General features: G+C 40.5%; 15 protein-coding genes. 8 read left to right on the forward strand and 7 right to left on the reverse strand.

From position 1 onward, the window contains the following. Position 1 precedes the first annotated feature (1 nt). The 3 genes from L0657_RS04185 to L0657_RS04195 all read right to left on the reverse strand — a co-directional run bounded on the left by L0657_RS04185 (position 2) and on the right by L0657_RS04195 (position 2,140). Positions 2-307 (reverse strand): rhodanese-like domain-containing protein, encoded by a 306-nt coding sequence (locus L0657_RS04185; protein WP_235149139.1) that lies wholly within the window; start codon positions 305-307, stop codon positions 2-4. An 18-nt stretch (positions 308-325) separates the two neighbouring features. Beyond that, positions 326-1,468 carry a DEAD/DEAH box helicase gene (locus L0657_RS04190; RefSeq protein WP_310588258.1) on the reverse strand — a complete coding sequence of 381 codons (1,143 nt, stop codon included), beginning with the start codon at positions 1,466-1,468 and terminating at the stop codon, positions 326-328. Positions 1,469-1,687: 219 nt separating this feature from the next. Continuing rightward, positions 1,688-2,140, reverse strand: a complete 453-nt coding sequence (locus L0657_RS04195; protein ID WP_235149140.1) for a cupin domain-containing protein — start codon at positions 2,138-2,140, stop codon at positions 1,688-1,690. A gap of 114 nt (positions 2,141-2,254) precedes the next feature. On the opposite strand from L0657_RS04195, the gene L0657_RS04200 reads away from it, so the two are divergent. The 3 genes from L0657_RS04200 to L0657_RS04210 all read left to right on the forward strand — a co-directional run bounded on the left by L0657_RS04200 (position 2,255) and on the right by L0657_RS04210 (position 5,344). Next, positions 2,255-2,797, forward strand: a complete 543-nt coding sequence (locus L0657_RS04200; RefSeq protein WP_235149141.1) for a DUF1697 domain-containing protein — start codon at positions 2,255-2,257, stop codon at positions 2,795-2,797. A gap of 121 nt (positions 2,798-2,918) precedes the next feature. Continuing rightward, on the forward strand, positions 2,919-3,329 hold the full coding sequence (locus tag L0657_RS04205) for a Dabb family protein (RefSeq protein WP_235149142.1): 411 nt from the start codon (positions 2,919-2,921) through the stop codon (positions 3,327-3,329). 326 nt (positions 3,330-3,655) lie between these two features. After that, positions 3,656-5,344, forward strand: coding sequence for a glycoside hydrolase family 9 protein (locus L0657_RS04210; RefSeq protein ID WP_235150426.1), 1,689 nt, complete (start codon positions 3,656-3,658; stop codon positions 5,342-5,344). Positions 5,345-5,420: 76 nt separating this feature from the next. Here the strand turns inward: L0657_RS04210 and L0657_RS04215 are convergent, their stop codons facing one another. Continuing rightward, positions 5,421-5,624, reverse strand: coding sequence for a hypothetical protein (locus tag L0657_RS04215; protein WP_235149143.1), 204 nt, complete (start codon positions 5,622-5,624; stop codon positions 5,421-5,423). Between the two features lie 255 nt (positions 5,625-5,879). On the opposite strand from L0657_RS04215, the gene L0657_RS04220 reads away from it, so the two are divergent. From L0657_RS04220 to L0657_RS04235, 4 genes are all read left to right on the forward strand, one after another. Then, positions 5,880-7,238, forward strand: a complete 1,359-nt coding sequence (locus L0657_RS04220) for an acyl-CoA dehydrogenase family protein (RefSeq protein WP_235149144.1) — start codon at positions 5,880-5,882, stop codon at positions 7,236-7,238. 74 nt (positions 7,239-7,312) lie between these two features. Then, entirely contained in the window at positions 7,313-7,699 is a 387-nt protein-coding gene (locus L0657_RS04225) for a hypothetical protein (RefSeq protein ID WP_235149145.1), read from the forward strand. A 119-nt stretch (positions 7,700-7,818) separates the two neighbouring features. Beyond that, positions 7,819-8,478: an oxidoreductase gene (locus L0657_RS04230; protein WP_235149146.1), complete on the forward strand. Its 660-nt coding sequence runs from the start codon at positions 7,819-7,821 to the stop codon at positions 8,476-8,478. 10 nt (positions 8,479-8,488) lie between these two features. Beyond that, positions 8,489-8,929: a GNAT family N-acetyltransferase gene (locus L0657_RS04235; RefSeq protein WP_235149147.1), complete on the forward strand. Its 441-nt coding sequence runs from the start codon at positions 8,489-8,491 to the stop codon at positions 8,927-8,929. A 75-nt stretch (positions 8,930-9,004) separates the two neighbouring features. Here L0657_RS04235 and L0657_RS04240 read toward each other — a convergent pair whose 3' ends face one another. Together L0657_RS04240 and L0657_RS04245 are read right to left on the reverse strand one after the other, a co-directional pair. After that, the gene (locus L0657_RS04240) at positions 9,005-9,403 is read right to left on the reverse strand and encodes a hypothetical protein (protein WP_235149148.1); all 399 of its coding nucleotides are present in this window, start codon (positions 9,401-9,403) and stop codon (positions 9,005-9,007) included. A 306-nt stretch (positions 9,404-9,709) separates the two neighbouring features. Next, positions 9,710-10,441 (reverse strand): 1-acyl-sn-glycerol-3-phosphate acyltransferase, encoded by a 732-nt coding sequence (locus L0657_RS04245; RefSeq protein ID WP_235149149.1) that lies wholly within the window; start codon positions 10,439-10,441, stop codon positions 9,710-9,712. A 139-nt stretch (positions 10,442-10,580) separates the two neighbouring features. Here L0657_RS04245 and L0657_RS04250 point away from each other — a divergent pair, with 139 nt between their 5' ends. Beyond that, positions 10,581-11,567 (forward strand): acyl-ACP desaturase, encoded by a 987-nt coding sequence (locus tag L0657_RS04250; protein ID WP_235149150.1) that lies wholly within the window; start codon positions 10,581-10,583, stop codon positions 11,565-11,567. Between the two features lie 65 nt (positions 11,568-11,632). On the opposite strand, the gene L0657_RS04255 is transcribed toward L0657_RS04250, so the two are convergent. Next, complete coding sequence (locus L0657_RS04255) at positions 11,633-12,397, reverse strand: SGNH/GDSL hydrolase family protein (protein ID WP_235149151.1); 765 nt, start codon at positions 12,395-12,397, stop codon at positions 11,633-11,635. Positions 12,398-12,404: the final 7 nt, after the last annotated feature.

A 12,404-nucleotide genomic window follows, 5' to 3' on the forward strand; every position in this document is an offset into this window, starting at 1 on the left:
ATCATTCTGCTTCCAGAATTCCTCCGTGTAAATGGAAAATCTTCTTGTCGTTCCATTCCGGAACACGACAAAAATCCAGGGCGGCTACTTTGCTTCTTACGCCATTTGTACACAAAACAACGATATATTGAAAATCCGACAGCAGATTTCTCTGCTGCCGGATTTCTGCCAAAGGGATGTTAATCCCACCTTCATTAAATTCTTCAAACTCCCAACTTTCACGAACATCAACAACCACGCAATCAGCTTGTTTTCGAAGCTCATTCATTTCTGATAGGTTGATATCGGTATATGTATTTTTGTACATAAGTCAATTCAACGGAAATTATCTGCCGTTTGAATAAGGGTGATCTTTAACAACCGGGATGTTCTTAGCAATCAATTTATGAATATCTCTCAGATATGTTTTTTCGTCTAAATCACAGAAAGAATATGCAGTTCCTTTTGCTCCTGCGCGACCGGTACGGCCAATACGGTGAACATAGGTTTCTGGAATATTCGGAATTTCGTAGTTGATCACGTGTGTCAGATCGTCCACGTCAATTCCTCTCGCTGCAATATCTGTGGCAACCAAAACGCGTGTTGTCTGGCTTTTGAAATTCTTCAAAGCATTCTGGCGCGCATTCTGGGATTTGTTACCATGAATCGCCTCAGAGGTAACGCCTGCTTTACGCAAAACTTTTACTACTTTATCTGCTCCATGTTTTGTTCTCGTAAAAACAAGCGCAGTAGCAATCGAATCGTCTTTCAGAATATGTAAAAGCAAACTGTTTTTGTCTGATTTATCGACGAAATAAACAGATTGCTTGATGGTATCTGCTGTTGAGGAAACGGGTGTTACTTCAACTTTGGCAGGATTCGAAAGGATCGTGTCGGCCAGCGTCATGATCACCGGCGGCATCGTAGCAGAGAAAAATAGCGACTGACGTTTTGCAGGTAACAGGCGCAAAATCTTTTTCACGTCATGTACAAAACCCATATCAAGCATACGGTCTGCTTCATCCAAAACAAAAATTTCCAGTTGTTTCAAATGTACAAAACCCTGGTTGATCAGGTCTAAAAGTCGCCCAGGCGTTGCGATCAAAATATCTACACCGCGTTTTAATGCGTCCGTTTGAGGCTTTTGACCAACACCTCCAAAAATTACAGTGTGTGTAATGTTCGTAAATCGTCCGTAAGCTGCAAAACTTTCTCCGATCTGGATTGCCAATTCACGCGTTGGCGTTAAAATAAGCGCTCTGATCGGTCCTTTATCATGTCGGTCTTTTTGCTTTTCTTCCAATATCTGAAGCATTGGAATTGCAAATGCTGCGGTTTTTCCAGTGCCCGTCTGCGCACAACCCAATAAATCTCTATGTTGTAATATTATAGGAATTGCTTTTGCCTGGATTGGAGTGGGAGTGGTGTATCCTTCTTCTGTCAGAGCCTTTTTAATTGGCTCAATGAGGTCTAAATCTTGAAATGTCATTTGGTTGTTTTAAGCTGCCCATGTGTATAGCTTTAAGTATAAACAGAGCCGAAATAGTATTATGAAACCTTTTCAGGTTTTACGGATAACAGCAATATGGTTTTTATCGTTCATTATACTTTACTTTCGATGTCACTGCGTAGATAATTTCTCAATATCGTAAATAGTAAAACGATAGACAGGGTAGTTTGCCATTAAATTCAGGGAAGATTTGGAGAATTATTTTACTGTATTTTTGTTCATCGTTCCCGGAGAATGCCAGCTGAAAACGTGATATGTAGCAGGAATTGTGCCCACATTACGAATCGAATGCATTTGATTGGATGCCTGGAAAACGACCGAACCCGGCCCGACTCTTTTCATAGTTCCGTTAACCAAAGCCTCCAGCGTCCCTTCTTTTATAATGATAACTTCCTCTTCCTGATGTTTATGCGGCGGATGAGAACTTTCATTCGGATTGAGCGTCGTTACGTGGCATTCCAGTTCATCCAGCGTGGCTGTTGGAGACCGAAAGAAAGTTCTTACAGATCCTGTTTTTGTTTCTTTTACTGCTATATCGTTCCAGTCAAAAATGGAAGAATCAAGTTTGTCAATTTTTGAACCCGCAAAGACAAACGTCATGGTAAGCCCGGCTGATACAGCTGCAACGGTAATTTCTCTTTTTGTCAACATGTTCTTCGGAGTGTTTTGTAAAGTATATTTAGAAGAAAAATCTTTTTCAATTATACTTTTCTATTAGATTGTTTAATTTAACAAAGAATACTATTAGCAAAATTTCAAAACCCGATGAAAACCTATGTAGCCATTTTAAGAGGAATCAATGTGAGTGGTCAGAAGCTGATCAAAATGGCTGAACTTAAAATGATGTTTGAGTCTCTGAACTTCGGCGAGGTGAAAACATATATTCAAAGTGGTAACATCGCATTTATGCCCAAACCGGGAAATGATAAAGATCTTCAATTTCAAATTCATGAAGCAATCCTGAAAACCTTTCATTTCGATGTTCCGGTGATCGTTCTAGATGAAACAGAAACGAAAGATATTCAGGAAAACAATCCATTTTTAACAAATAGAAATGAAGATGAATCCAAACTTCACGTAACATTTCTTTCCGAAAAGCCGCAAAGTGATCTGTTTGAAAAACTCACAGAAACCGCTCAGTTTTTACCAGACGAATGGATTTTAGCGGGACGCGCCATCTATATTTTTTGCCCGGAAGGTTATGGAAAAACAAAACTCAATAACAACTTTTTTGAGAAGAAACTGAAAGTTACGGCAACAACAAGGAATTGGAAAACTATAAATGAACTGGTGGCGATGGTTAGTTAATAGTCGTCAGTTTAGAAAAAATTGTAGATTTGTGTGAGGTTTATGGTTACATAGCCATAAATAAATAATATCGGGAAGCGAACAACTAACTGTAAGAATATAATTCACTTATACCCAAAATATGGAAGATTCATCAAGACGTAAATTTTTGCAAAACGCCGGATTGGCCTCATTGGTATCTATTTCGCCACTGGCTGCTGAGCCTGAAAGGACGAAGGAAGTTTTTATTCACCATGTTCTTTTCTATCTGAAAAACCCCAATAATGCTCAGGATGAGGCAAAACTCCTGGAAGGGTTGAAAAAATTAGCGAAAGTTCCACAAATCAAATATGTGAATATCGGAAAACCCGCGCCGACTGATCGTTCGGTGATTGTGAAGGATTACACATTTTCCTGGATGTGTTTTTTCGATAATATTATTGAAGAAGAATTATATCAAACGCACCCAATTCACGACGAATTCCGCAATAACTACGCACATCTTTGGGAAAAGGTAGTTATATATGATTCTGTTGGCCCTAAAAAGGTATAACATTAAAACAATCGGCAGCGCTCTTCCTGCCGATTGCTTATCTTCAAAATTTCGATTATAAATCCCGCTCCGGGGTTATTTATTAAGGTCACTGAGTATGGTTTACTTAGTGAATACTTTATTTGGCAAAGACCATATTTCCGCTGAGTGTTATCAGCATTGATCTTAAAACCAAATCTTGATAATCGGTGAGAAAATCCTTAACTATTTCGGCTGCTATTTGTCTGCTGGCCAGTTTTTCTTTCCAGGAAAGTTATGCTTCCGGAAGTGATCTCGGCAAAGCAACTTTATCCACTTTTGTTTCTTCTGGCGAAGATGAAAAACAATTGCAAAAGCCCTCTGAAAATATTCGTTTAAACCAGGTTGGGTTTTATCCAAATGCAGTGAAAAATGCATTCGTAGTGGGAATGGAGGGACAAGAGTTTTCGTTACGGGATGTCAAAACAAATCAGGTCGTTTTGAAAGGGAAACTTGGGCCGATTCTTACAAGTCCTTATTCCGGGAAAAAAAGTCGCGTCGCTGATTTCTCGTCCGTTCAAAAAGTTGGTAAGTTTGTACTGGAAGTACCTTCGGTAGGTGTTTCTTATCCTTTTGAGATAAAATCAGAAATACATAAAAATGTTACCACATCCGCGATCCGGGGATTTTATTATCAGAGGGCCTCTGTGGCGCTGCCGGAAAAATTTGCAGGGAAATGGGCGCGGCCGGCGGGACATCCTGACGACAATGTTTTAATTCACCCTTCTGCTGTTTCCGAGGGTCGTCCAGAGGGCTCAGCCATCAGTTCGCCTCGCGGTTGGTATGACGCCGGCGACTATAATAAATATATTGTCAATTCCGGGGTTACGATGGGGACATTACTCTCTGTTTATGAGGATTTCCCTGTTTATTTTAAAAACCTGAAAACCAATATTCCTGAAAGCCAGAATGCTGTTCCGGATTTGCTGGATGAGGTTTTATGGAATCTTCGCTGGATGCTTACCATGCAGGATCCAGCCGATGGTGGCGTTTATCACAAACTGACAAATCCTCGTTTCGATGGTATGATCATGCCTGATGCCTGCAAGAACCCCCGTTATGTTGTTCAAAAAAATACAATAGCCACACTGGATTTTGTGGCCGTTATGGCGCAGGCAAGTCGTGTCTTTAAAGCGTTTGAAAAACAATTGCCGGGATTATCAGATTCATGTAAAGTCGCTGCGACGAGAGGATGGAATTGGGCTCAGAAAAATCCTTCTATTCTATACAAACAAAATGAAATGAACGCGAAATTCGATCCCGACGTGGTTACTGGTGGGTATGAAGATAAAGACGGAAGTGACGAACGTATCTGGGCAGCGGCTGAAATGTATGTCACAACAAAAAATGAGGATTATCTGAAAAATATATCTTTTGAAACGGATAAACCGATGCCGCTCCCATCATGGAGCCAGGTAAAAGCGCTTGCCTATTATACAATGATTCGACACGAAAAGCAACTTGGGCCGGTTGATCAGCAGTATCTGAGATCGATCAAAAAGAGTGTCACCGATTTTTCCGATGATTTACTGAAAGATATGGAGCAACAGCCTTATCATACGGTTATGGGAAAAACAGCGAAAGATTTTGCATGGGGAAGTAGTGCAGTGGCTTCAAATCAGGGAATTGCTTTGATTCAGGCCTATAAGCTTACAAAAGATAAAAAATATCTGGACGCAGCTTTGGGGAATCTTGATTATATTCTGGGAAGAAACGCAACGGGTTATTCTTTCCTGACAGGTTTCGGCTCGAAACAAGTTATGCATCCGCATCATCGCCCTTCGATCGCTGACGGAATTGTTGAGCCTGTTCCCGGACTTTTATCAGGCGGACCGAATCCCGGGCAGCAGGATAAGTGTGAAGGATATCCAAATAAATTTGCCGATGAGTCATTTGCAGATGTGGACTGTTCGTATGCATCTAACGAAATCGCCATTAATTGGAATGCTCCTTTTGTTTATCTGGCTGCTGCTATGGAAGCACTTTCTTCGAAATAAATATTGTCGAATAAAAAAAATGACGCTCCAATGGGGCGTCATTTTCTGGTTATATATGGTCGAATTATAGTTATTACTATTTTGTACTTTCCACCGGGACGTTCGGGTCGGTCTCGTTATAACCTTCGTGGTCGTTCATATTTTCTTTTTCAGATTCATCGATAGCATCCTTCTTGATTTGCTTAGAAGGTTTTTTACTGTCATCTTCTTGTATAGTGCCACTGTCCGGGCCAGATTTCGAAGGCGACCCACCTTCAACGTTTTTGTTGTCCTTGTTCATGACTTTTTCTATTTTTTAAAACGTATGATCAAATTTTGTACCGTTAGTTTTTTAGACAAATAGAGTGCAGAAACTGCATCCGTTGTTCACAAAATTCTACATATTGGAAAAGGTTTTTAAATGTATTGGGCTGACCAGACAAGCCGGAATAAGTTAAACCAAATCCAATGCCCTTGATTGATTAAATTTCGGGAATAGATTTAGTACTGTTTTTGCTTTTTAAGAATATATTTTATCAACTCAAATTTCATTCCAATGAGCTTCTTCGAATCGTTTGCACAAATACGTGGCATTTTAAAAAGTATAGATTTAAATGCCGTGGGTAAATTAGCAAAACGTGTTGACCTGAATAAGCTCATTGGATTGGTGATGAAGATGAGTGATGCCGATCTCGCTAAGATGGTGCGGTTAATGCAGGCTGGTGAAGGAAAACAGAAAGAGGCTCCGGAGGTAAGCGGAGATTTTTACCAGCTGGATAATACGCTGACCGAGGAAGATCGGGAGATCCAGTTAAAAGTAAGGTCATTTATGGACAGCGAAATTCGTCCGATTGCCAATGAATATTGGAATAAGGCGCATTTTCCCATGCACATTATTCCACTGATGGCTAAACTAAATATTTGTGGATTGACCTATCAGGGATATGGATGTGCAGGAAAATCGGCTTTGTTGGAAGGCTTTATCGCCATGGAAATGGCACGCGTCGATTCATCGATTTCTACATTTTTCGGTGTTCATAGTGGGTTGGCCATGGGTTCCATTTATATGTGTGGTTCAGAGGAGCAGAAGGAATACTGGCTTCCGAAAATGCAGCGCATGGAAATGATCGGTGCTTTTGGTCTTACGGAGCCTGAGGTTGGTTCCGGGGTTGCAGGCGGACTGACAACAACCTGTAAAAAAGTGGGCGATGAATGGATCTTAAATGGGCAGAAAAAATGGATAGGTAATGCCACGTTTTCTGACATAACGATAATCTGGGCGCGGAATCTGGATGATAACCAGGTCAAGGGATTTATTGTCAAAAAAGATAATCCCGGATTTAAAGCTGAAAAGATGGAGGATAAAATGGCCCTGAGAATTGTTCAGAATGCCCTTATCACCTTAACAGACTGCAAAGTACCAGAAATGGATCGGTTGCAAAACGCTAATTCCTTTAAAGACACAGCCAATGTTTTGAGAATGACGAGAGCAGGTGTTGCATGGCAGGCAGTGGGCTGCGGTCGCGGTGCTTACGAACTCGCTTTAAATTATACACTTAAAAGAAAACAGTTTGGCCGCCCGATTGCTGGATTTCAGTTAGTGCAGGATCTTCTGGTGACCATGCTGGGCGATCTGACTGCCATGCAGACGATGGTTTATCGCCTGTCGCAATTACAGGATGGGGGAGACCTGGCGGATGAACATGCGTCTCTTGCCAAAGTTTTTTGCACACTGCGTATGCGTTCCATCGTAGATCATGCCCGCGAACTTTTTGGTGGAAATGGGATCTTGCTCGAATACGACATCGCCAGATTTGTTGCCGATGCAGAAGCAATTTATTCTTATGAAGGAACCAAGGAAATAAATTCGCTGATCGTGGGAAGGGCCATTACGGGAGAAAGTGCTTTTGTATAATCTTTCGTTTTCCGGATAATTCCAACTTTTTGAAAGTTATCGGTGTCATAGATGTGATTCTAAACGGAAAGTCTATGAAAATTTTTGTAATTTTTTTTCTTATGATTTTGTATTTTTCATGCAAAAAGTATGAGTTAGAAAAAGACACTACTGACGCGATAAAGGCGTCTGTTTGTGATATCAATTATCCTGTACGGGAATTACCTTGGTTACATAAATTAATTGAAGACGCGAAGGATGAAAAAGTAGATAAAATATTGACAATTAAGTTGGTTGAGGTTAATGGTAAACCAATATTTAACTATTATTTAAGCTATTCTTCCTGCATGGGATGTATAAATTATCAGTGTGACGGAAGTATGATAGATGTAAATAAATTGCCCGCAGCAGAAATTCAGGAATTTAAGGATAAAATAATCAGCGGTCAGGGCAAGGTGACAATTCTTTGGCCTGAAGAGTAAAATAGTTTAATTTTTAAGGATGCAGTTTGAAAAATGTGTGCGTTTAGTGTATACAATTTTTAATATACTTGTTAACATGACAGTATACTTTTTAAATTGCATTTTTTAAACGTTATGCTATGACTAACCCACGATATAAAACTGCATTATTAATAGGAGCTACCGGACTTGTTGGTAAACAAGTGCTACAAAATTTACTCAATTCAGAGGACTACGGTGAAGTCAAAATTCTGACGAGGCGTGATACCGGAGTCCGACATCAAAAACTGAACGAAATTTTCTTCAACTTCGACAATCCTGATGCGTCGCTGGTCAAAGCAGATGACATTTATTGTTGTTTAGGAACCACGATAAAGAAAGCCGGTTCAGAAGAGTCTTTCAAAAAAGTAGATTTTATTTATCCGCTGCAAATTGGCCGGCTTGCAAAGCTCAACGGTTCGACCAAGTATCTAATTATTTCTTCAATGGGCGCAGATGCAAAATCCATGATATTTTATAACCGAGTGAAAGGGGAAATTGAAAGAGAACTAACCGATCTTCATTTTGAAACACTGCACATTTTAAGGCCGTCATTATTACTGGGAGATCGCGGAGAAACCCGCACAGGAGAAAAGATCGGTGAAATATTATCAAAAATCTTAAATCCGGTGATGATTGGTCCGTTAAAAAAATATGCGGCTATAGAATCTTCCAAAGTGGCAACCGGGATGGTAAAACTGGGTCAGTTTCCAAATAAAGGAACTTTCATTCACGATTCTGCGGAACTACAACAGTATTAATTCGAGCTTAATGGTTTCATCTCAACTTCATATCCGATTGGCGACAGCGCTGGATGAAGATTCAGTTTATGACATGATTTGTGATCTGGAAAATAAGGTTTTAAACCGTGAGTCTTTTAATTTTGTTTTTCATCATAATCTGGCTCAGCGAAATATTTGTTATCTCATCGCTGAATTTGACGGAGCCCCGGTTGGTATGGGAAGTTGTCATGTTCAGCCATTGCTCCATCATGTTTGCATGGTGGCTGAGATTCAGGAAATGTTTGTGAAGGAAGCATATCGCTCAAAAGAAATCGGAAAGGCGATCATTGATTCGTTAGTTGTTTTTGCTAAAAGTAAATCCGCATTACAAATTGAAGTGACATCAAACAACCTCAGGGAAAACGCACATCGATTTTATCAAAAAGAAGGATTTAAAAAGTCGCATGTGAAAATGGTCCGGTATTTCTAAACATAAAAAAGGCATTTCCCAAACCGGGAAATGCCTTTTTACATTACCTAAACCTTCAACTGCTCTTAAATGTTCTTAGTATCTTCCTCTTGGACTTCTTGCCCAATTGTCGCCGCCGCGTCTGTTACTCATCTGGCGTGTTTCCGCCATCAGTCTTTCCAGGTCATTGGTTAATTTTCTTGATTCTTTTGGTGACAAACGGCCGTGAGAACTAAATCTCCGTTCGCGTTCCGCAATGCGGTCATATTCGTTCATCAAAATAGCTGCTTCGCGAGAGTTTAAAGTTCCGCGTTGAATGCCGGCAGCGATTTGCTGACGAGCTTCCCGCTGCAAAGAATTTACTCCGAAATCCCGATGTTCACGTGGGCTGTTGCGATATACATCTCCACGTCCGCGGTCATATCCGCCATATTGTGCAGATGCGTTAGTGAAACCAAAAGCTAAAATTGCGGCAACAAAAAGTATCTTTTTCATGGTAGTAATTTTTAAAGTTCGTCGGTTAGAGGCGCATTTATCACATAGGTTTAATCGTAGATTGTTAACGATTGTTAAGCTATTTAACAAAGATTAAATAGGAGTTTTTGATGTTTTGTAATTGGTTAATTATCAGGTGGGTGGACAAAAGAAGTATGAAGAAAAAAGCTGAGAGTTTTTTCTTGATTTCTAAATTAGCCTTTAAATGGCTGGTGAACGAGAAACCCAAAGGGCTGACAGTATTATAGAAAAGGATATAACTGATGAGTCAAACCCAGAATGGGTGACATTATCAAGGACTTCACACTAATTCAATTCCGCACGGATTGCTTCCTGAGCTTCCAGTAAAATATCCTCTATTTTTCTTCCCGTAGGCTCGATCGCTGGCAGTGTCGTCCATGATAATTTAGAGAAAGATTTTAACGGAAAAATTCCTTTTGGATTAAACGCGCCGGTTCCATTTACGGCAACAGGTATAATTAATGCTTCCGGCGATTTTTTCAATAAAGTTGCCACGCCTCCCGCAACAAACGGCTTCATAATTCCGCTAGCAGTGCGCGTTCCTTCAGGAAAAATAATGGCGGCTCCGGTTGTTTCTCTGATCAAATTTCCTAAACGCAAGATTTCACTAACTGCCTGTTTGCCATCTTTCCGATTGATCAACGCGGCACCGCTTTTTCTCAAATTATAAGATATACTTGGGATTCCTTTTGCCAGCTCAATTTTAGAAACAAACAAAGGGTGACGTTTCCTCAAAAACCAGATAAGCGCCGGAATGTCAAAAGTGCTCTGATGATTGGCGACAAAAATTATTGGGCGGTTATCAGGAATGACGGCCCTGTTTTTCAGCGTCACCGTCGAGCCGGTCAGATATAAGCCGTAGGTAAGAAAAAAGTTAAGGTAGTCGACAACTTTTTCATGTGCTTTTTTACCTAAAATATTAAGCGCTATAACCTGTAATACATGAAAAATTAGCAACGAAAGCCCGAAATGGATGAGATAGATAATGCTTAGGAGGTAGTCTATAATTTTTTTCATTCCTTTTTTACTCAATAATATCCCAAATGTACATCGATTGTGAAAATTTGTAAAGCATGAAATGAGATTTGTCATGTACAACTTACATTAAATTCACGTACTTTGTGAAATTATAATGTGAGTTAAAAACTAATCAACAATGGAAACCGAACTTTCAGCAGCACGACTTGAAGTCATGCAACATGTAGGAAAGGACCTCGATGCCCTGATGGCAGAATATCTGAAACCGATTGACCAAAACTGGCAGCCTACGGATTTTTTGCCGGATGCCAGCAAAGACAACTTTTTCAGCGAAGTGAAATTATTGCAGGAAAGTTGCAGGGATTTACCGTACGATTACATAGCGGTTTTGATCGGAGATACGATCACTGAGGAAGCACTTCCGACTTATGAGTCGTGGTTGATGGACGTTATTGGCGTAGATCAGGTTGATAATCCTTCTGGCTGGTCGAGATGGGTGAGAGCCTGGACGGCGGAAGAAAATCGCCACGGAGATTTGCTTAACAAGTATCTTTATCTGTCTGGCCGCGTGAATATGCGGGCAATGGAAGTGTCTACGCAATATTTGATCGCAGACGGATTTGATATCGGGACCGACCGTGACCCGTACCGTAACTTCATCTACACTTCGTTTCAGGAGCTCGCAACCAACGTATCACACCGTCGTACTGCGACGCTTTCGAAACAGTTTGGTAATCCGCACCTTTCAAAGATTTGCGGCGTAATTGCATCCGATGAACTTCGCCACGCAAAAGCCTACAAAGCATTTGTTAGCCGTATTCTGGCAGTCGATCCTTCTGAGCTGATGTTGGCTTTGGAAGACATGATGAGAAAGAAAATTGTAATGCCTGCTCATTTCCTTCGTGAGTCGGGTGTGAAAATGGGCGATACTTTCTCTCATTTCTCTGATGCTGCACAGCGTTTAGGTGTTTACACGACAATGGATTATATCGAAATTCTTGAATCTTTACTAGAAGAGTGGGAAATTGGAACGATCCGGGAACTTAATTCCGGTGCAGAAAAGGCACGTGATTATTTGATGGCATTGCCGGCTCGTTTGCGTCGCATTGCTGACCGTACACGTATCCCGGAGCTGGAATATGAATTCAGCTGGATAAGCAGATAGGCATTTTAAAAGTCTTGAAAACCAAAAGCCGGGCAATTTGTCCGGCTTTTCGTCTTCAAGACTTTTTACTTCACAAACTTTATCTTTTTCTGAACTTCGTTAAGCCAGAATCTTGCCATTAATTCATGTCCGGCGGGCATTGGGTGAATTCCATCCCAGATCCAGTAATCAGCCGCTGCTTTTTTAAGGGCCTTATCAAATTCAGACTGAAAATCGATTTCGATGGCATTAAATTCTTTTGCCAGCTTTCGAACAATTTCCTGTCTTGGCCTAAGCTCTTTTTCATAAACTTCGGGCTTATCTTTCACGCGGCCGACGGGAAAAAGAAAAGGGATACACAGGACCAACTGAACGTTCGGTAATTTTTCTTTTGTCGTTTGCAGGAGTTTTCGATAATCTGATTCAAATTGATCGGTTGTGTTTTCTTTACTTCCTTTGACAGCAGCTTCGGTATCGTTAACTCCCACCAGAATATTGATGAGATCAGGTTTTAAGTCAATCGTATCCATTTGCCATCTCTGGGCCAGATCGGTGATTTTATTTCCACTGACTCCTCGGTTGAAAAATTGAAATTTCTTTTCAGGATGATCAAACCATAACCGACTTGCAATCAGGTATGCAAATCCATGGCCCATGACATGGTTCCAATCTGAATTTCTTGTCCGGTTTCCATCGGTAATAGAATCACCCTGAAATAAAAAGGTATAGCCGGTCTCTTCTTTTTTCAGATCTATTTCAGAAAAAACTTCCGCCACGGAAATTGTCGGTGAAAATATGGAGGCAGCACTTCCCAAAACCGCCGTCTTTAAAAATTCTCTTCTTAATGACATGAAAAAT

This window comes from Dyadobacter sp. CY345, from assembly GCF_021502725.1.
Taxonomy (GTDB): Bacteria; Bacteroidota; Bacteroidia; order Cytophagales; family Spirosomataceae; genus Dyadobacter.